At 46.1% G+C, this 20,720-nt stretch carries 19 protein-coding genes and 1 pseudogene; 1 reads left to right on the forward strand and 19 read right to left on the reverse strand.

Annotated elements, in window-relative coordinates; all coding sequences use genetic code 11:
* Window positions 1-18 precede the first annotated feature (18 nt).
* The 19 genes and pseudogenes from JXR92_RS14970 to JXR92_RS15060 form a co-directional block, all read right to left on the reverse strand.
* Window positions 19-579 (reverse strand): hypothetical protein, encoded by a 561-nt coding sequence (locus JXR92_RS14970; RefSeq protein ID WP_122203589.1) that lies wholly within the window; start codon window positions 577-579, stop codon window positions 19-21.
* 336 nt (window positions 580-915) lie between these two features.
* Entirely contained in the window at window positions 916-2,259 is a 1,344-nt protein-coding gene (gene mobV / locus JXR92_RS14975) for a MobV family relaxase (protein WP_122203590.1), read from the reverse strand.
* A gap of 184 nt (window positions 2,260-2,443) precedes the next feature.
* Window positions 2,444-3,352, reverse strand: coding sequence for a toprim domain-containing protein (locus JXR92_RS14980; RefSeq protein ID WP_226791195.1), 909 nt, complete (start codon window positions 3,350-3,352; stop codon window positions 2,444-2,446).
* A gap of 4 nt (window positions 3,353-3,356) precedes the next feature.
* Window positions 3,357-5,165 carry a reverse transcriptase/maturase family protein gene (locus JXR92_RS14985; protein WP_004308094.1) on the reverse strand — a complete coding sequence of 603 codons (1,809 nt, stop codon included), beginning with the start codon at window positions 5,163-5,165 and terminating at the stop codon, window positions 3,357-3,359.
* Window positions 5,166-5,721: 556 nt separating this feature from the next.
* Window positions 5,722-5,895, reverse strand: a pseudogene (locus tag JXR92_RS14990) (toprim domain-containing protein); the annotation flags it as partial.
* Window positions 5,896-6,102: 207 nt separating this feature from the next.
* A complete protein-coding gene (locus tag JXR92_RS14995; RefSeq protein ID WP_122203592.1) occupies window positions 6,103-7,173 on the reverse strand; it encodes an AAA family ATPase in 1,071 nt (356 codons plus the stop codon).
* An 11-nt stretch (window positions 7,174-7,184) separates the two neighbouring features.
* Window positions 7,185-7,493: a DUF3853 family protein gene (locus tag JXR92_RS15000; protein ID WP_008647321.1), complete on the reverse strand. Its 309-nt coding sequence runs from the start codon at window positions 7,491-7,493 to the stop codon at window positions 7,185-7,187.
* Window positions 7,494-7,714: 221 nt separating this feature from the next.
* Complete coding sequence (locus JXR92_RS15005; RefSeq protein WP_178495514.1) at window positions 7,715-8,743, reverse strand: hypothetical protein; 1,029 nt, start codon at window positions 8,741-8,743, stop codon at window positions 7,715-7,717.
* Window positions 8,744-8,756: 13 nt separating this feature from the next.
* The gene (locus JXR92_RS15010) at window positions 8,757-10,043 is read right to left on the reverse strand and encodes a site-specific integrase (RefSeq protein WP_122203593.1); all 1,287 of its coding nucleotides are present in this window, start codon (window positions 10,041-10,043) and stop codon (window positions 8,757-8,759) included.
* Between the two features lie 717 nt (window positions 10,044-10,760).
* Window positions 10,761-11,183 carry a GNAT family N-acetyltransferase gene (locus tag JXR92_RS15015; RefSeq protein ID WP_138345388.1) on the reverse strand — a complete coding sequence of 141 codons (423 nt, stop codon included), beginning with the start codon at window positions 11,181-11,183 and terminating at the stop codon, window positions 10,761-10,763.
* A gap of 64 nt (window positions 11,184-11,247) precedes the next feature.
* Complete coding sequence (locus JXR92_RS15020; protein ID WP_005832383.1) at window positions 11,248-11,826, reverse strand: Crp/Fnr family transcriptional regulator; 579 nt, start codon at window positions 11,824-11,826, stop codon at window positions 11,248-11,250.
* 44 nt (window positions 11,827-11,870) lie between these two features.
* Window positions 11,871-12,653 (reverse strand): Cof-type HAD-IIB family hydrolase, encoded by a 783-nt coding sequence (locus JXR92_RS15025; RefSeq protein ID WP_138345385.1) that lies wholly within the window; start codon window positions 12,651-12,653, stop codon window positions 11,871-11,873.
* A gap of 50 nt (window positions 12,654-12,703) precedes the next feature.
* Window positions 12,704-13,597 carry a helix-turn-helix domain-containing protein gene (locus tag JXR92_RS15030; protein ID WP_138345384.1) on the reverse strand — a complete coding sequence of 298 codons (894 nt, stop codon included), beginning with the start codon at window positions 13,595-13,597 and terminating at the stop codon, window positions 12,704-12,706.
* Window positions 13,598-13,755: 158 nt separating this feature from the next.
* A complete protein-coding gene (locus tag JXR92_RS15035) occupies window positions 13,756-15,066 on the reverse strand; it encodes a DUF58 domain-containing protein (RefSeq protein WP_119962080.1) in 1,311 nt (436 codons plus the stop codon).
* The gene (locus JXR92_RS15040; protein WP_117600335.1) at window positions 15,063-16,037 is read right to left on the reverse strand and encodes an AAA family ATPase; all 975 of its coding nucleotides are present in this window, start codon (window positions 16,035-16,037) and stop codon (window positions 15,063-15,065) included. The genes JXR92_RS15035 and JXR92_RS15040 overlap by 4 nt, the downstream gene beginning before the upstream one ends.
* A gap of 11 nt (window positions 16,038-16,048) precedes the next feature.
* A complete protein-coding gene (locus JXR92_RS15045) occupies window positions 16,049-17,272 on the reverse strand; it encodes a DUF4350 domain-containing protein (protein ID WP_016274301.1) in 1,224 nt (407 codons plus the stop codon).
* Entirely contained in the window at window positions 17,269-17,883 is a 615-nt protein-coding gene (locus JXR92_RS15050) for a DUF4129 domain-containing protein (RefSeq protein WP_009038199.1), read from the reverse strand. Before JXR92_RS15050 ends, JXR92_RS15045 begins: the two co-directional genes overlap by 4 nt.
* A 9-nt stretch (window positions 17,884-17,892) precedes the next feature.
* Window positions 17,893-18,837: a hypothetical protein gene (locus JXR92_RS15055; RefSeq protein ID WP_022402021.1), complete on the reverse strand. Its 945-nt coding sequence runs from the start codon at window positions 18,835-18,837 to the stop codon at window positions 17,893-17,895.
* Entirely contained in the window at window positions 18,818-19,780 is a 963-nt protein-coding gene (locus JXR92_RS15060) for a stage II sporulation protein M (protein ID WP_005832397.1), read from the reverse strand. The genes JXR92_RS15055 and JXR92_RS15060 overlap by 20 nt, the downstream gene beginning before the upstream one ends.
* Before the next feature lie 100 nt (window positions 19,781-19,880).
* On the opposite strand from JXR92_RS15060, the gene JXR92_RS15065 reads away from it, so the two are divergent.
* Window positions 19,881-20,606 (forward strand): RDD family protein, encoded by a 726-nt coding sequence (locus tag JXR92_RS15065; protein WP_005832400.1) that lies wholly within the window; start codon window positions 19,881-19,883, stop codon window positions 20,604-20,606.
* The last annotated feature ends 114 nt before the right edge of the window (window positions 20,607-20,720 follow it).

Raw genomic sequence — 20,720 nt, forward strand, 5'->3', positions numbered from 1 at the left:
TAATATTGGAATATAGACTTAACGAACCGTATCTGAATATTTCACCAAATAAGGCTCAATATTGAAATTACTTCTTCTATACTTAGTTATATAGAAATTATTAGCAAACTTTGTTAGAGTACGATTTATGTAAGAGTGCATAATGTCTATTTTGTCCTGCTCAGGCAGTTGTTCTTTTACCCGAGCTTTTAAAATAGCTTCCATCATTAAAATGATTTCAGAAATAATCCGGAAAAGATCAGTATCAATAAGTCTATTAAATTCATTTATGTGTTCAGTAACGAAAACATCAAAAGCGTAATAAAAGGCTTCTTCTCCTCTATCTTCGTAGTCTATTGTATCAATAAGTTTTTGGATGTCATCCGCAAAATCCTTCTCACCGTAAACTATCTCCACATATCTTCCCAAACGAGGATCATAAGAAGGAAAACTTATTAAAGGTTCTGGAGCTGGAGCAACATGGCAAGTTATTACAAAATCAGTGGCTTTCATTGAAAACTGAAAGACTGTACATTTCTTGCCTTGAATAATCTGATGATTAATAGAAGGCTTTTTACTACCAAATTTAAAAAATCCCATTTTGATTATGTCTTTAACACTTTTCCCGTTCCTTCAGAGAAGTTTTGTTAAAATAGTAAAGCGTGGAACTGCAATGCCATGTCTTAGTTTGAAGGTCCTGAGAAAACCTGAGATACAGATATGGATATAGCAGCCCACGCTATAGCGTGAGAACCACTATGCCCTCCTTGTATCTCATTTTGAAAGTTTCTCAGGTTTTCAAACTACAAGATAAGCATAACGCTTCTTTAATTTCTATATGTATTGGAAGAACCTAACGTTCAATCCAATGCAAATGTAAATGAAATAATCAAAAAATCCTATGAAACACAATGATATATTTTCACTTGTTGTGTTTTACATTCTTAATCCCTGCTTTGGTTTGTCTTCTTTTTGGGTGTTGTTTACACCCAGTTTTTCTTTAAGTTCCTGAAACTTCATTCTGAACCATTCAAGTATCGGCATACCGTCAATGCACAACTGGAACTGTCCTTTCTCCTGCGGATTTCTCTCTACGATTGCCGTTGAGTGCTCCGTCCTGAACCTCTCCTTGTGTTCCTTCGAATAGAGCCTGCCTTTGAACCCTACGGGCTGCAGGCTGACGATTTGCCTTGTCAGTTCTTCGGTGAACCCCACTTCCCGGCATTGTTCGGCTATGGGCAGCAGTTCTGTTACGATAGGGAAATAGGTGTCTATCTGTTCCAGTCTATTGGCGTACCCTGCAATTTTCTGTTGGTAACTCCGGTCTATCTTGTTTATCTCGCTGTTGTGGCGGTTCTCCATTTTTGTCTGTTCCCTCTGTTCGGCTTGTACTTGTCTTTGCAGATTGGCTATGTCCTGCTTCAACCCCTCATTCTCCGCTTCCAGCCTCTTGACCTTGCTGCCGCCCAAAAGAGAACTTACCCCGTCCGCTATGGCTGTGGTGGCGTTCACCGCTGCGCTCTTCATCTTCTGCGTGTTGATTTCCCCCTTGACCTGCTTTAACTTCTTCTGTGCTTCCTCTTCCAGCCCCAGCAGGGTTTCTATGTTCTCCTGCAGGCTGTCCTGTTGCTCTACCAGTTCCTTGTAGTATTGCATGGTGGAGATGTGTTTTGCCAGTGAACCGTCTATTCCTCTTTGCAAGCCGTATTTGCTCATGGCTTGTGCATAGGTGTCCTGATAGTGTTTCAGCCTGTGCCTTGCCATGACGTCATCAGCACACAGCCGTACATCCTGCGTGCTCTTCTTGCGGTATTTCTTTTTCCCGTTCTGTTCTTCCTTTCTGGCTTTCCTGCGCTCCCCGGTCACTATCGGTACGATAGTGGCGTGTATGTGCGGTGTCTTCTCGTCCATGTGCAGGACTGCCGATACGAGGTTCCGCTCCCCGTATGTTTCCCGGAGCCATTTCAGGTTATCGCTGCACCAGCCGTCAAGTCGCCCGTCCGTTTCCATTTGTTTCATGTCCTTGTTGCTTCCGGTGAGCAGCACCCGGATTGCCTTCACCTGGTTGGTGCCCACTTTGCGTTTGATGCCCGCCGTTTCTATCCGGTGCGCTATCGCCTGCGTGCGGTTCCTCACCCCTTCGGGGAACTGCACCAGTTCCCGGTTCAGGTGCGTGCGCTTTCTGTCCGCGTTCTTCGGGTGTACGGTGCGCTCTATGTGCGTGGACATTGCGCCGTCCGCACCTTTCGCCTTTTCCAAATGCAAAACTGCATATCCCATAACTGTAATACATTTTTTCGGTTAATACTTCCCCTGCCTTGCTCCCATGCCGCATGGCTTCGGGGTTTCAAAAGGGGCGGCGTCCCTTTTGCTCATTGGGGCTTTTTTAGCGATGCGTGCATTGCGTGAAGAAAAAGCCCTAATGAGCTATGGCTTTTTTCAAAGCCTTCCGGTGGCTGTACGGTTACATCCTGATACCTTTGTTTTTCTTTTTCGGTTGCTCTGCCTTCTGTTGGCTTTTCTCCGGTTCCGGCTTCTCACGCCTCCGTTCGGATTGTCCGTTCTGTTTACCCCGCAGGAAATCGTTCAGGTCGTTGTATCCTCCGTATATGTGCGACGCGTCCCGGATGCGCAGCCCGTATTCCTCCCGTAGTTCCTGAACAGCTTCCATTCCCGCCTTGTCGTTGTCGAGGAAACAGTGGATGCGCCCGTAACCGCCCAATGGTCGGATTGCCTTGGAGAGGTTGGAAGTCGAGTTCAGTACGATGTAGTCCTGCCCGTCAAGGTCGGGACGGTCAGGACACCTTTCCAGCCGCAGGGTGAGGAAGGAGAGGTAGTCCATGAAGCCCTCGAAGAGGTAGCAGGTCTCCCTCGGCTGTTCCTGCCGTATGTGGGTGATGTCCTTCGGTGCTATGCAGCCCTTGAAGAGCTTGTTGCGTATCTCGTAGCCTCCCGAACGGTTGGGAAAACCAACGGCAAAGTAGGGTTTGCCGCCAGTCAGATAGCGCACCTCCCTGCATTCTCTTTTTGCCAGTTCCGTATTTATCCCCCTCTGCCGCAGATAGGACAATAGGGCGGGGGAAGAAAGCGGTACCGCCTCCAACTGCTGGAAACTCGGTTTTGAGAGTGGTTGCCCGCCAAAAGAGAAGGAGACCGGGCGCACGCCGGGTGCCTGTTCTGCTATCCGTTCCAAAAGGTAGGGCAGGCTGTCGGACGCGTAGAGCTCCCGCGCCAGTGCGATGATGTTGCCACCCTTGCCCGCGCGTAGGCTCGGTACAGAACGCCTTACTGCCTTTCGGCAGTAGGTTTTCCCGTACCTGCCCCCAAACCGTACTTGCATGTCTCCACGCATACGGCTCTCCGTTGATAACATGACTTTATTTAGCATGGCTGTGTATTTTGGCATAACACTTTTCACAGACAACCAATGTCTTCCTATGCTTTTCAAGCATCAGCCTGTCACATTCAGTTTTTCCTTTAAGCTGATTTAGCTTTCTGACATGACGCATGACTACAGGTCCGACTTTTCCACATAATTCACATGTTCTCGCATCCAATCGCTCAGTAAGTGTCGGCTGTGGAATTGCGATTGTGTAGGATAAGTCGTTTACCTCCGTATAGTACATTGGTGGTTTACGTTTGAATCCCTCATTATAGAATTTCCTGTACCGTAATTTACCTTTTGCATCCTGATATGGCACTATAATGTCATTCCCAACCTTATATTTGTCAATGACTTTGCTTACAGTGCTATTGGTTTTTCCTGCAATGGTATGGTACATACTGTACTCCATGATGTATCCAAACTTTGAGAGCGCGTATGCCACGTTGTTGGCAATGCAGTAGTAGTTGTAGAACCCTCTGATTTCAGAGTTATATGCCGCCACTATGTCCTCGATTTTCTTCTTCATAAGATTGCCTCTGAACTTTGCAAACCAAACTTGTCGGCCATTTTCTACCTTGTATCTGATGGCGCTGTATTCTTCCAGTTTGTTCCGCACCGTTTCTATGGCGACCTTTAGGACTATCTTACCGTTGTAATAACGGGCTGGCACATTGTTCTTGTCCCGCTTGATAGCATCAGACTTACGGACTGAAACATCGAAGCCAAGAAATTTCGCGGGCTTTTGTGCGTTTGTTATCAATGTCTTTTCCTGTGACAGTTCCAGCTTGAGGTTTTCTTCCATATACTTGGTAATGTCCGACTTGATTTTAACGCACTCTGCCTTGCTTCCGATAACACCAATGAGGAAATCATCTGCGTATCTTACGTATCGAAGCCTTCTGTATGTTTCATCCATACTGTCTCTGCTCTCAATCTTTTGCCTTTCACGTCTCAGTTTCTCATACTCATCCCTAAGCTGTAATCTGACATCTGCATCCTGTATGTTCTTGATGCTTTTAAGGATGCGTTGCATCTTATCGCTAAGTTGCTTGTATTCTTTGGTGATGTGTCTTTCTTTTCCCTTATTGAAGCGTAGGGCGTATTCTTCCATATACTTGTCAAAATTATCAAGATAAATGTTTGCCAGTATAGGACTGATATTACCGCCTTGTGGAGTTCCCTTGTTTGTATTATGAAACTTCCAGTCTTCAATATATCCCGCATTCAACAACTTGCGGATAAGCCTTAGAAATCTATCATCGGCAATCCGTTTCCGCAAAGTTGCAATCAATACATTGTGGTCTATGTTGTCGAAGAATCCTTTAATGTCTCCTTCCACAAACCATTTTGTACCTGTAAATGTCTTTTGGATATGGGTCAATGCGGTATGGCAGCTTCTGTTTGGTCTGAATCCATGTGAGGTGTTTGCAAACACCTCTTCATAGACGGCTTCAAGAATCATGCGCACCACCTCCTGTACAAGTTTGTCCTCAAAGGAAGGAATTCCAAGCGGTCTTTTCTTACCGTTTTTCTTGGGTATGTATATCCTTTTTGCCGGATTAGGCTTGTAAGACTCATCTCTCAAAGATGCAATGACTTTGTTTATTCTTTGAAGACTCATCCGATTGATGGTTTTCCCATCCGTACCGGGTGTCATATTGCCTGGTTTGGCGTAAATACGCTGGTAAGCAACATGAAACATCTCCTCATTGAATAAGATACGGTACAGCCTTTCGAACTTGTAATCCGAAACTTTACCATGCTTGTTTAAAGCTTTTAATACTTGCTCAGGACTTCTCATAATGTCTCACACATTTTCCATTATTTGTATTAAGTTATCTAACTGCTTCCCTTCGCCATGTACAAGGCTTTCCCTTGCTCGGACTACTACGGAAGCTCCGTTCCCATGTCAGATATTCAGGGTCCTATGCCCATAGCCTTACGGCATTCTGATTTAGGGAATCCCCATTTGCTTTCACAATAACTGTTTGGCTCGGCAGACTGTCGGATGCGACTTACGTTCCTATTCCACTTATTGTGGTTGCTCTGAAGCCAGCTCCTGCTCCATTGTAATTTCGGTTTACATGGGGTGCTTCAGCCCGACGTGAATCAAATACCTTTCGTCGGGGCTGGTACGTGTGCAGCAGAACTATCGTTCAACCAATCAGGCTTCATCCTTGTGTCTGTCTTTTCCTCTCGCCATGCAGTCGCAGCTTGGTATTTAGCTGACTAATGACTTTACCGACATGCTTTTGTCACCTTTGGATTTCTCCTCCAGCTAAGTCGTTGAGGATAGGTCTGTTGAACTCTAACCTAATCTCTTGCCATAGAGATATTTATTGTGTAGCCTATATGGGCGCATCAAAATCATACCATAGGTTGCGTTCGGTGTTCACCTTGAAGGACGGTTCTTGTTCGTCCCTGAACGGTGACTTGTACCATAGGCTGTCTCCCTGCCGTCTTACCGGGTTGTAGCCAAGATTGTGCAAATATTCCTCTATGCGTATTTGCTTCGCTTCATTCGTATTCATGTAGACTTCTGTTTAAGTGGATATTGTTTTTTCTTTTCGCCCGTACATGTTTGCGGTACGGTCTGTATATATCTGCTTCACTTCACTTCCGTATATATAGGTACGGGAATGAAGTGAAGCGGTTTTTACCATATTCCGGAATATTCCACTTCACTTCACCATATATATATACCCCGGTTGACGTGAAGCGGTTTCCAGTCTGCGCCGCTAATAGTGGAAGTCCGGCTTGAAGGTGTATTTCCTTCCGTTCTCCTGCACTATCATCCGCTTGTTTTTCAATACGGTGATGAGGTCACGCAGTCTGTGGTCACTGAGTTTGACACCGACAGAGGCGTATGCTTCCCGCAAAGCCCCTTCAAGTTCCTTGTAACCGTATTCGTCTTTCAGGGTGAATGCCGCTTCCAGTGCGATGCGGTGCTGCTGTTCGGTGATGTCCCTATACGGGTCGAACTTCCCTCTATTCCCTTTTGTCTCGTCCTTGTCCTTGAACTGGTAGTCCTCCAGCAGTTCGGGCAATGCCTCCCCGTTGATGCGAAAAGCAAATGGCTCGAAGTCCACTGCCCTGATATGTGCGGTTTTGACTGTGCTTACACCGGGGGTCTTCTCGTCCTTTTCTACTTGCAGCACCGTTTCCGCCTTGTTGCTGAGTTCGGTTCCGATGTGCCCCCTTGCATGCTCGTCCCCCTTGTTCTGGTGCAGTATGGTGTGAATGTGGATATTCCTTTCACCCGTCCATGTCATCAGCAGGGAGATTACCTTCGTGGACTCGCTGGAACTGTTGATGTCATACACCATGTCCCGTATCCCGTCGATAACTACCAGCCCAACATTCTCGGTACGGTAGATTGCCTCCTTCACGATTGCTATGCGCTCTTCGGGCGTGTACTTCCGCAGGACGAGGAACTCGAGGTTCTCATGGTTGCTGTCGGTCGGCAGCCCCGCCATGTGAAGGCTGCGCCTTGCCACTATCTCACAGTGGTAGGTGCTCTGCTCGGTGTCCACATAGAGTATTTTCCGTTTGTTTTCGGGCAGTTCCGCCGTATAGTTCAGTACCGTCCCGTTTTTCAGCGCAGCCGCCACGATTGCGGAGACGTTGAACGTCTTCTTGCTTTTGGCTTTTCCGATTGACGCGCTGAAATTTCCCAGTGTGCCGATGACGGAGCCCTGCACTTTCAGGATTTCGGGCGCCTGCTCGTGGTTTTTCGAGAGGTCAAGCCGCGAGGCATGCCATAGGATTACCGCCTCTTCGGGGGTGATGTTTCTTTCCTTGTTGTCCATACTACACCTCCCTATCCGCGTCCCCCGCTTTTGCGTCCTGCCAGTTCCAGCGCCATGTCCGCATCGACGATGATTTTGCGTCCTATCTGCGTAATGGCTCTGTTTATCCTCCCGCTTTTCTTGATGCGGTTTGCTGTGGGTATGCTGCACCCGAACAGCCGGGCTATGCCGCCTATCCCGTACACATACTTCTTTTCCTTGTCGGCTGCCGGTTGGGCTGGCTTCGTTCCGCTTCCCTGCAAGGCGTGCCGGTTCAAGAATATGAACTCTTCGCCCGTCATCTGCCATACGGGCTTTGATAAAAGGTCTCTAATTTCCATATCAGAATGAAATTAACGTTTGTACTGCAAGCCCTGCGCATGGGCTTTTTACCTCGTTCGAACAGTGCAAAGTTACTTCCGGGTACGGGTGGTAAGGATGTGGATAGCGTGATTTGAATATCACGCTATCTTATTAAATATCAGTAAGTAATAAAGAGTGGTGGAAATTATTTTGAGTGGTAAAAGTGGTGGTATCGTGGAATGTCGGGACATATCATCGACTATCGGAATATTGACCGCATTTCCTTGGCAAATTCCCGGTTGCTGTCACTGGGGAAATCGGAAACGGGCTCTTTGTATTTTGACTTGTAGTATGTATCGTCTATTCCCAGCAGGTTCATGATGTCCTCTTTCCATTTCTCTCTGTCCGGCTTGGGCAGCGTTTCACCCATAAGGAAAATGAGATAGCATACGCGCGCCTTCTCCCTCGGTCTTGTTTTCAGTCTGCCTTCGCATGGTTGCAGGTTCATGCTGGCGTAGAAGTCCAGTTCGGAAACGGCTTCGAACTGTTCACCGTTGCATTTCTCATAAATGGCTGACAGCAGCCGCATGGGGAAATAGGCGGGCGGGCTTGCCGGGGTGGTACCGGATGCGGACATTTCCTTTTCTTCCCCTTCCTTTTTCTTTTGGTCGGTCAGGTATTTTTCAAGGATTGCCAATAGTGAGCCGCCCAGCCTGCAAATGTCCCCGCAACGGTTTTGCAGGCATTGCAGGGCTTCCCGTCTTGCCTGCTCCTTCTGCCTGTACAGTTCATCCAGTTTGGCTTTCTCCTTGTCGTATTCCCGTTTGCACCGTTCGTACCTTCTTTCCAGCAGTTCCTCTTCCTGACGGTCATGTTCCCTGAAACCTACCGCCTCCAAAGAGCCGTTGGCTTCCATGAGTTCCCGGTAATATCCGTTTGTGACTTTCATCTGTCTGTCAATACCCCAGTCAAAACGGCTTTCATGCTGTCGGCAGACATATCCGGTATCGAGACAGTCGAAAAACTCCCTGCAGGCGTTGTAAGTCGAGATGTTGCTTTCAATCTCACGTTTCAGGCTGTTCAGCAATATGGAGAAGTGCGCGGCGTCCATTTCAAGCATGAGGCTGATAAGTGCCGTCTCAAAGGTCTGCGTGTCTCCGTATTCTCTGTAAAAATCAGAGATGAACTGTTGCTTCTCAAAAGAGAAACTGCCGCCGGACATTATTTCGGTGTATATCTTATTGAGTTTCCCGTAGCGGGGTATCATTGAGGTTATTCTTTCTTCCATGATATTCTTGCGGTTACAGTTGGTTGAATTTGTTCATTGCATTAGCCTTGATGTCATCGGCTATGTCTATGTAGGGCTTCATCGCCTTGTAGTCGCTGTGCCCCGTCCATTTCATCACCACTTGTGCGGGGATGCCCAATGCCAAAGCGTTACAGATGAATGTCCGTCTTCCGGCATGGGTTCCCAGCAGGGCGTATTTGGGTGTGACGGTGTCTATGCGTTCGTTTCCTTTGTAGTAAGTTTCCCTTACCGGGTCGTTGATTTCCGCAAGCTCTCCCAGTTCTTTCAAATAATCGTTCATCTTCTGATTGCTGATGACCGGAAGTGCCTTATGGTCTTCAAAGTGCACGCCTTTGTATTTATCCAATATCGCCTTGCTGTGGTTGTTCAACTCTATGATAAGACTGTCCGCAGTCTTGACGGTGGTCACTTCTATATGGTCGGGCTTGATGTCGCTCCGTTTGAGGTTGTACACGTCCGAATAGCGCAGCCCGCTGAAACAGCAGAACAGAAAGACATCCCTTACCCGTTCGAGATATTGCTTGGTCGGGGGTATCTTGTAGTCTTTCAGTCTGTTCAGTTCCTCCCATGTGAGGAATATCACTTTCTTGGGTGTGTTTTTCAGTTTGGGTTTGAAGCTGTCATAAGCCATGTTCTGATTGTACCCTTTCTTGAAACTCCACCGTAGGAACCATTTCAGGTAGGCTATCTGCTTCATGGTGGACGTGTTGCGCAAGCCTTCCACGTCCTTGAGGAAATTCACGTAGCTTGTCAGCTTGGGTTCGTCCAGTGCCTCGAAGGTCAGTTCCTTGTCGAACTTCTCAAGGTGTTTTCTCACTGCGGCGAACTTCTCATAAGTGGCGTCAGACCAGCCGTTCTGTGTCCCACATTCCTTGATGAACTCCCCGAACACCTCCATAGGTGCGAACGTCAAGGGCTTCTGCTGTTCCTCCTCCCTCTTTTCGCTATGCAGGTTGTTGAAAGCCTCCTTTACTTGTGCGGTGGTAGGCATGGTTCCCTGAACCTCGAACTCCTTGAAGATGTTCTGTATTTCCGTATAGTAGCGCAGCAGGTCGGTGTTGATTTCGGATGCGCTCTGTTTCAGCTTGTTGGTGCAGCCCGGCTTTACACGCTGTTTGTCGGTGTCCCATTTGGCTGCATCGATGCGGTAGCCCGTTGTAAACTCGATGCGCTGGCTGGCAAATATCACACGCATACGGATAGGCACATTCTCTACGATTGGTACGCCGTTCTTCTTCCGGCTTTCCAAAGAAAAGATGATGTTTCTCTTGATATTCATATTCGGGTGTAATTAAATTAGCACCCAAATATACACCCAATTATCGAGATAGCAAAAGATTTTTAGTGATATTTTACGGTATGAACCAATCGTAACAAGTTGTTTATTAGTAGATAGTTGCAATATTATGATATTTTGAAAAAACAATAGGTTAAAGTACCGTACGCACCGCGAATAATAAAGTAAACCTCTGAAATTATTAAATTTCAGAGGTTTACTTTATTATTCTTCCGACAAAAATGGGAAGTCGAAATATCCGGTGCACAAGCAACTTTCGGGTTTCAGCCTTCTCAGATTTACATCGCAAGAATAAGAAACTGAGCAGCAATGAATGGATAGATCGCCCCCTGGATAAGGGTAAGACCTGAAGAAGATATAGGCAGAATCCATAATATCCCATACTTTTTATCACGGAGGTTTTATGATAAGGATTTGGGAATTATACATCAAGCTTCTCCACATTACACATAGAACATCAAGGGAAAAAGTACCCACATCCGGAGAGTAAAAGCCACACTTCCGACACTGCATGCAACGGGATTGCCCCCTTAAATGCAGTATTTGTACGAAGAAAGTGAAGAATAAGCCCTAAATCGGTGTTAATAGATATTAGGGTAAAAAAGCATCGTTAAGTTCTTATCTATCAGAAATTAAATCTGTAAATGAAAAGAAAAAGTAGTGCTGTCAATTACATCTTTATTTAAAATTGGATGCGGGCTACAACTGCATGTGTAAAATAGGATACTCTTTACCTTCTCCGTCCAAATCGGACCTTTTGTATACGTTAAAGCCTATATATTTATAAAAACCGACAGCTTGAATATTCTGCTCGTTCACATCGACTTTCGTTACCTGCAAATGATTTATGGCATAAGTAACCAGTTTTTTCCCAATTCCTGTGCCTCGATAATTATTGTCAATAAACAACATTTCAAGATTTCCTTCTGCAATTCCCATAAATCCGATTAAGATTCCCTCCTGTTCAAATCCGAATAGAGTGACATACTGAAAATATACCGGAAGCTGTTCCTTATAGTACAGAAAATCTTCCTCTTTAAGAAAATCATGTGTACTCAATACTGCACTTTCCCAAATTTCCATCAAACGTGGATAATCCGTAACTTTAATTTTTCTAATCATAATTGTAATTGCTATTTAAAGCCGCAAAGTTCGGAACTTATACATTCAATGCACTGAACCCAGGTTAAAAAATACGTTTACGGATTCTGCTTAGTGCTTGCGGCGTGATACCCAAATAAGAAGCTATATCTTTGAGTGGGATATAGTTTAATGTAATGCCATATTCTTCAATCATCTGTAGATAATACTGTTCAGGAGAATATTTAATCAAGTCGATATTTCTTTTCAAGAGTTTATTCAGTAGTATGGCATTCAAATCTTCAAATACGGTTTTCACCTTAGGAATAGCAGTATACAGTTCATCTACTCGCTTCTTGTCTATTCGGTAAATAACGCTATCTACAATTGTCTGCACATTAAATGCAGATTTTGTTTGTAAGGTAAAAGATATGTTCGACATTGAAAACGTACCTTCTTTACAAAACCAAAAAATCTGCTCTTCCCCTTTATGATTCAAAAGCCAACAACGTAACATCCCATCATAAACGAAATAACTATATCTTTCTATTTCTCCTTCCTTAATCAAAAATGTATCTTTACCAATCAATATCCGCTCAAAATATCGGTCAAATAACTTAGATTCCTCCAAATTAAAAGTATTGATGCTAAAATTAAATTCTTTAAGCAGTTTTTCTAAAAGCATAATATTCACTGACTATAGTTTTCATAAGTTTTGACAGCCGATTTTTATTCCACAATACCAAAATGAACCAGAGCGTTCCGGATACCATGCTCATCCACCGTCTCCGTTATATAATCGGCAACGCTTTTCACAGCCTCGGAAGCTCCTCCCATAGCTATTCCCATCCCGGCTGCACGAATCATGGAAATATCATTCCCACCATCACCAAAAGCAATGGTTCCTGAAACATCAAATCCATAATAGGAAGCAAACTCATTGATACCCATAGCCTTGTTTACTCCCGTCACATTGACATCCGCAAAGAAAGGGTTCCATCTGGAAACAGAAAGTCCGGGAAGTTGTGCCATAACTTCTTTTTCCATTTCTTCATCACAATATATGCATAACTGACAGCATCCGCCTCCCATAAATTCCTTTTCAATGTCTGCCACCGGCAGTGTAGGGTGGTTGACCAGCCTGGCCAATTCGACGACGGTCGGATTGAGTTCGTTGACAAAAATACCTTTATTCGTTTCGATAGCCAGAGCAAACCCATAATGTTGAGCCAATACCAGTACCCTCTGAAAATCCTTTTCGGGAATCTGTTTACGAGATATAGGAGTGCCATCTCTCAGTACACAATCGGACCCATTCAAAGCTATCACTGCATCGTATGGAATCTCTTCAAGTTCGTGAAGATCGGTAAACGCCCTCCCAGTTGCTATTATGATTTTTATATCGGATTCATGAACTTGCTGCAACGCTTCGATAGCCGACTGCGGAACGCGGTGAGTGTCGAAACTCACCAATGTTCCGTCTACATCTAAAAATATAGCTTTGGTCTCCATTATAAAATATTTTGGTCTAATAAATTATATATATTTCCCTCATCTCAATTTTATGAATATCTATATTCATTCGGTGTAACTCCCGTTGCTTTCTTAAACACCAGACTGAAATATTGCACACTCGGATAGCCCAGCCGACGCGCTACGGCAGCAGGTGTATTACCGCCTTCCGACAACATCTTCCTGGCCGTATACAAGCATTTGAGCTGAAAATGTTCAGCCAATGTCTTGCCGGTTTCAAACCTCAGCAAATCATCAAAGTAAGCCGTCGAAAGATTCAGTCTTTCGGCACAGCACCCGGAAGTGGGCAGCTTCCCCTCCTGCAACTTTCCGGAAGTGATATATTCATCCAATATCCCTTCCATTTTCCCTAGAATCATCCTGTTCTTATTCTCACGGGTGATAAATTGCCGCTCATAGTAACGTGAGCAATAATCCAGCAGCAATTCGATGTGACGGGACAGAATGGTATTGCTATGCGTATCAATGGAATGATGAAGTTCATCCTCGATATTCTCAAGGCAACACGTCACTTTGGCCGTTTCGCGCTGTGACAGATGCAACGCCTCCTCTTTGCGGTAGAAAAAGAAAGTATAGTTGTCGATATGATTCTTTAACGTAGTACAAAGCAATAAATCGGGATGAAATGCCAGCAGCCAGCCTTTGTCCGGAAGCGTATTATTCTTGTTCATCCGGAATATCTCGCCGGGAGTAAGAAATACCATCGTAGCATTGGAATAATCATAATATTTCCGCCCGCAACAGTCGCATCCCCCTTCACAATCCTCTATCAGCAGGATAGCATAGAACTCAAACTTCACGGCATCCTGATACACATTAGGATTTTCCAGATTAATAATGCTTACCTGGGGATGCAGCGTTTTGCATCCCAAACACCGGTTACACTCACATACAGTCTTTATGTCCAATGTATTGTCTTTCATCACCTATAAAGCCATTCTCAATTATTGCAACTTCAGATATCTAAAATCGTTAAGGATATGTTTTCCAAACGTTCACAATATCCCAATTACAAAATTAGAGGAAAATCCGGATACTTTCACTACCCTTATTACGGATTATATAACCTTAGTTACTGTCTTTATATCTGGTTACGTGACTTCATCTCCAGATACTTGTTTATCACATCGACAGAAAGATTCTCCGGTGTAGTCAGTAAAGAACAGATGCCGTGCTGCTTCAAGGTGGAAACAATCAACCGCTTCTCAAATACAAATTTCTCGGCAATGACATGACGGTAATAACCTTCCGTATCTTTTGCAGGCGTGGCGATGTACTCTTCCAAATCGGTATCTTCAAAGAAGATGACAAGCAACCGGTGCTGACGGTTCAACTGCTGTAGATAAGCCAGTTGGCGGTTCAGGCTGCTTATACCGGAAAAGTTGGTGTACAGCACCAAAAGGCTCCGTTTGTTGACATGCTTGTTCAAGTGTACGCACAATGAGGAAAAGTCGGTCTCCCCAAAAGTAGTCTGCTGGCTGTAAAGGTTCTCCAATAACGCCTGCATTTGTCCGGGCTGTCGGGAAGCGGGGATAAATGTATCAAAGTGCTCGTTAAACGTCACCAGTCCGGCTTTATCCTCCTTCCGCATGGCAACGTATGAAAGGACAAGGGAGGCGTTGATTGCATAGTCGAGCAAAGTCATTCCGCGAAATGCCTGCTGCATAACCCGCCCCTTGTCTATCACATTATAGATTTGCTGGGAACGTTCGTCTTGATAGACATTGACCATGAGTTCGTGCCGCCGGGCACTCGCCTTCCAGTTTATCGTGCGGTAATCATCCCCTTTCACATACTCCTTTATCTGTTCGAACTCCGTATGATGCCCCACCCTGCGGATGCGCTTTATCCCCAGCTCGGTCAGGTTGTCACTGATGGCCAGCAGCTCATACCGATGAAGCATCAGATAGGACGGATATACCTTGACATCCTGAGGAGCACCGCAAGTATATCTGCGGGAAAGCAGTCCCATCCTGCCTGCCACAAACACCCGAATCCGTCCGAAAGAGTAAATCCCCCGCCGCGTGGGACGCAGATGATAGGTAATCGTCCTGCCCTCACTCGCCCGGAGCTTCATCCTGAAATCAACATTCCGCAACTGGAATTCAAAAGGAATCTCATCCACCACTTCCACAGCTACCGGATACGGATAACTGCTCTCCACACGTATGTTCACAGCGTTCTCATCTCCGTTGGAGAAACGGGTAGCGCACTGACGGAAAGCCCGGATGCCACGAACGCGATAGAGCATAACCCCATCCACCAGCACCGACAAGGCCAGGACAAACAGCGCCCACTGCCCGATTGTAAAGAACGGAGCAAAAGCATACCCGATACCCATCAGCAGGATAATCAGCACAAGAGTCATATAGAAGCGGCGGCCCAGTCTCATTTCGGAACTTCCACTTTATCAATCAGACGTTGCGTCACTTTTACCGGTGAATAACCTTCCATCTCGGCTTCTGCCGTCAATATCAGGCGGTGCTGAAGTACATACGGAGCAACGAACTTTATGTCCTCCGGTGTCACGAAATCACGTCCTTGCAACAGTGCATACGCCTTCGAAGCCTGCATCATTGCCACAGATGCACGTGGAGAGGCTCCTAAATACACAGCTTTGCTGGTACGCGTCTGTTGCACTATCAGCGCGATGTATTGAAGCAGTGTACGATCCACAAACACCTGCTCCATCAGCCTGCGCAATGACAGCAGTTCTTCCTTTGTAAGGACAGGCGTCAGACTATCCAGCTTCACCAGCGAAGCATTCGTGTGGTGAAGCTCCAGAATATCCACCTCCTCCTCCAACGAAGGGTATCCCATGGTTATCTTCATCAAAAAACGGTCCAATTGCGCTTCGGGCAATTTATAAGTACCCTCCTGCTCCACCGGATTCTGGGTTGCCAGAATCGTATAGAGTTCTCCCATCTGATGCGTGGTGCCGTCAATGCTGACCTGCCGTTCTTCCATAACCTCAAACAAGGCGGCTTGCGTCTTGGCAGGAGCACGGTTTATCTCGTCCACCAGCACGATGTCGGCAAATACCGGTCCTTGATGGAAGTCAAAGTCATTGGTTTTCATGTTGAAGACCGTAGTCCCCAACACGTCACTCGGCATCAAGTCCGGAGTAAACTGAATGCGGCTGAAATCCGCCTTAATCAAACGGGCAACCAGACGGGCAAGCAGCGTCTTTGCCACCCCCGGCACTCCCTCCAGCAACACATGGCCGTTTGCCAGGACAGCCGTCAGTACCAGGTCCACTATCTGCTCCTGCCCCACTATGACCGTAGCAATCCGGTCCTTCAACGCTTGTATCTTCTCGGAAAAGAGAGTCAAGTCCACCCGTTTTTCTGTGTTCTCTTCCATAAATATCTTCTTTATATATGATTGATTATTTCATTCATTTTATCGACAAGCCGTTTCATCTCCTCCTCAGAGATGCTGCGCCCTCCGTACACCACCGGCCTCACCTCGCGGATGAATGCGGCAATTTCCCCCGCTTCCATACCCGTCTTCCGGGCAATCCTGCCGAAAGAGCGCTCATCCTCTGCCACTTCCTCCACATCCACTTGCATTTCCCTCCTCAGTTCCTCCGCAAAATAGAGATATTTCTTGCGGACTAAGTCAGCATGGTCCTTCTTCTGATAATAAAGGGTACCTATCAACTCTGCAAACTCCAAAGACTTATTCTCCGGTTCGCGGATAACGGGAATGGCACGCTGCTTCCTACGGGCTGTAAATATCATAAAGAGCAGGATGGAAACCATACTCAAGTACAATGCCCAGCGAAGCGGAGGCTGCGAAAGGAAATAGCGAAAAGGAGACATCTGTGCCTGGGCTGTTTCTTTCATATAGCCTTCGGTACGGACAATGGGAAATCCACCCATTTGGGACAATATACGAAAAAGATAAGCCGCATTCTTCCCATCCAGCACACCATAGTTCGTAAAAAGCAGGGGAGTGGAAGCCAGTATAACCTCCCCCTTTCCCCAAGAAACTGACATGGCAACCGGATGAGCAGCTTCTCCGGTAACAGTTTTTTCCGCCAACACTTTACTAGAAATGGAATCTGCAAAGAAATAAGACTGACAAAGTTGGGGATAGAAACAGAAAGTCTGCTGCGGATAAACCGCCGAATCCCCCACCCAGCACAAACTGTCTTTCGAAAGCAATGCAGTGGCATATTTTTTCAAAGCCGACGGACTGAAATAGGAATAGCTGCACTCAAATCCCAGCGTATCTTTCAAAATACGGCTGAAAGAGCTCCCCACCAGCATAATCCGGTCTCCCCGTCCCGCCATCTTCAACATCGCCTCCACATCTACATCCGTCAAATGCAGGTTATCGGTAACAACCAGTATTCCGCGGCGGAGCGTCGTATCTTCCTGCTCCAGTTCATAAAAAGTCTTTCTCGACAACGAATATCCCTTCGGCAACGATGAAGACAGCAGGCTATCGAACACGGCACAGCCGAACGGTTGCTTGTCATAATGGCTGAACGTAGGGTTCCAGACAAACTTCTTTGGCAGACGGCACTCTATCGCAAACATCAACACCAGAAAAACAATGATACCGGCTATAAACCAATGGTTCCCCTTCATGCCGCCCCTCCTTTCTCCACTTCTTTCTGCAAATCCCGCATCGCATGGAACAAAGTTTCGGTCGCTTCAAAATTTCCGTAACGTACTCGTAGAAAATGGTTGGTCATTTGGCGGAAAGCTGGCAGACGGACTTCATAGATATATTGTGTTGGCGTTTTATATAACTGCCAGTCTATACGTTTTCCATCGCTGAGCTGTTTCAGCGTCTGCAGATAGAGCAAACGCACCGCCTCCCGATAATCCGTCCGGGCAAGCGCATCGGCAATTCTTTCCGCAAAATCCACTCCATAGATGGTGTCCTCCCCCACTGTATAGGGCAGGGTACTCTTGCGCGAACGCATGAACAGTTCCGGACGCTTCTTGTACACAAACCAAATGACCAATACCAGGATAAGAACGGCAATGCATATCAATACGACCTCCGAATATTCTGCCACCAACGTATTCCCGAATATCTTGTCCAGCAGCTTGCCGAACCATCTGCTGAACCACTCAAGTACATTAATTTCGGGAGCTATCAACTCACGACTGTAAGCAAACGCCGGGTCAGACTGCCAAGCGGCAACCTGTGCAGTATCACAAACCAGTGTATCAGCCGGAGCCATATTCATAGTCCGTTATCAGAGTTTATCAAAATTGTCAATATCACTCTCCACCATCACATAATCTATCTTTTCCGAAGCATGACCGTATTGATAAGCCAGTCCCAGCAATGAGAAAATCATGGACATATAAACGCCGAATGCCTGGACCACCGCCAGCAGATAAAGCACAAAGCTATAGGCTGCCGATACAGTGGCACCGCCACCTGCATCAGTCATTGCAAAGATATATTTCACAATGGTCCCGATATACCATGGAATCATCGTCACTCCCTGCAAGATGGCGGCGATGAATCCCATAACAATGGAAATCAGTACGATACCTCCCCAGGTAGCGAAACCCAGTCGGTAGGCCTTCTTCAAGGCATCTATGATATAGATATCTTCGAACAGATAGACTGGAGCCCAAATAGCAAGTGGCACAGACACCACCACAACGAGCAGAACGAACAAGAACGCAATCGCCATGAACGGAATGACGGTGGCTATAAAACCAACAATAAGCCCTACAAACAGCACCAAAAGCACACCGACAATCATTATCAGAAATACCCTTCTGACATTACGGAACAACAAGGGCTTCAGCATCCCTAACGTCACTCCCTCCAAGCGTTTTTCCCGTTCATTGTAAGTACGGACCAATGCGTAGACCAAAGAGGTCAGCATGACAGTTCCTAGCAGATAGAGAACGGCATACAGACTGTAATAAGTCACCAGTGCCATGATGGACGCTCCGACAACAGAAGAGTCGAACGAGCCTCCGGTCATATCACCCAGAGCCATTGTACCGCTCATCAGCCCGTTCAGGCTCAGTCCCTGAAGCAGACAAAGCGGCAACATCAGATATGTGGTGAATTTCATCAACGGCTTCCAATTCTCTTTGATAAAATCAAAGGTAGCAGTTAGTTTCTCTCCAAAAGAACGTTGTACATACAGTGCGATTTTAGGTTTCTGTGCTTCCATGCTTCTTTCTGTTAGGTAAATAAATATAATAAAAAAAGATAAACGACAAAGAGAGTAGAATAAAGCCGAACCTCAAAGCATCCGGAAGTTCGGTATGACGGGTAACGAATCCTTCTATAAATCCTGCCATGATGAATACGGGTACCGTACCCACCACTATTTTCAGTCCTTTTTTGGCTCCCCGTTTGAAAGATTCCAGCCTTGAATAGGTTCCGGGAAAGAGCCATCCGTTGCCCAGGGCAAGACCGGCGGCACCGGCTACAATAATCGCCCAGATTTCGAGTGTCCCGTGCAGCCAAATGGCAAGGAAGGACTCCCAAAGCAAGTCGTGCTGATAAAAGAAGGTTTGGAAAGCCCCTATCATGATACCATTGTTAAGGAGCATGTATCCGGTGCCAAAACTGGTCAGCAACCCCATGGCAAAGCAGTTGAAGGAGACCATGATATTGTTCAGCGTGATACTCAGAAACATGGGGAACTCGGAGGAACCGTTATATACAGCCATAGGTTCACCATTAGCGATATTGTTCAAAGTCATATCCACATAGGAGTTTCCTAAAATCAAACGCACAAAATCGGGGTCTCCGGCAGCGGATACCACTCCTATCAATGCGCTGACCACAAATATAATGAAGGAAGCCACCAGCTCACGGCGTGCATCGTGCATGGCCGAAGGCACTTCACGGGTCCAGTAGGTGATAATTCTTGACCATTTCTCGCGCTTGTTTCTATAAATGCGGTTGTGCAATGCCGAGGCAAGATTGTTCAGATAGATAGTGATGCGGGAAGCGGGGAAATGCGTTTGGGCAAAAGCCAGATCTGCCGTAAGCTCCGTATATGCGTCGGCAAGTTCATCGGGAGACAGACTTTCCGCCTGCTCCACCATTGTTTCTGCTCGTTTCCATTTTTCGATGTTCTGCCGGATAAACGTCACTTCTTTCATACCCCATGACTATTTCAGAGAAGTTTTGTCTGAAATAGGTAACAAAAATAAGAGAATAATGATATATTTGCAATGAAATACTAAAAATGTTTTATCAGGAATGGCAGAATCTACAATTATCACCGGACAATTTGTCCGCATCAGTCAAACGCCTGCCAGTATCGGTGAGCGGCTCATTGCACTGGCCATAGATTATATTCTGCTCGGATTCTATGTATTTTCTACTTTGGCCTTGTTTTCACGGATTCATCTACCCTCTGATTTCACGATGCTTTTCTTTTTTACCATTGTCTACCTGCCAGTCTTGCTTTATGCATTTCTCTGCGAAATGTTCAACCAGGGACAAAGTTTCGGCAAGCGGCTGATGAACATTCGTGTCGTAAAGGCAGACGGCTCCACGCCCGGCATAGGCTCGTACCTGCTCCGATGGCTTCTCTTCCCTATCGACGGACCGGTGACCGGTGGTCTGGGACTTCTGGTCGTCCTTTTGACCAAAAACAGCCAGCGAATGGGAGACCTTGCCGCCGGCACCATGGTAATCAAGGAAAAGAATTACCGCAAGATACACGTCAGCCTCGATGAGTTCGACTACCTGACCAAAGACTACCGACCTACCTATCCACAAGCTTCCGACTTGTCATTGGAGCAAATCAACGTCATTACCCGGACCCTGCAATCGGGTAAAAAAGACCGTACACGCCGCATTGCCTCCCTTGCGAAAAAAGTGCAGGAACTTCTCTCCATCACTCCTCATGACAGTAACCCGGAAAACTTTCTTCAGACCATTCTCCGGGATTACCAGTATTATGCCTTGGAAGAAATTTAATACGAACTTCCAACAAAACCAAAGAAGTGTTAAGTCTTACGCTTATTTAAGATTCAAGCTGCATCTTTTTGGCTTTTCATTTGTTAATCAACCAGAAGGTCTTAACTAAATAAC

The organism is Bacteroides parvus (assembly GCF_017309675.2).
GTDB classification, from domain to species: domain Bacteria; phylum Bacteroidota; class Bacteroidia; order Bacteroidales; family Bacteroidaceae; genus Bacteroides; species Bacteroides uniformis.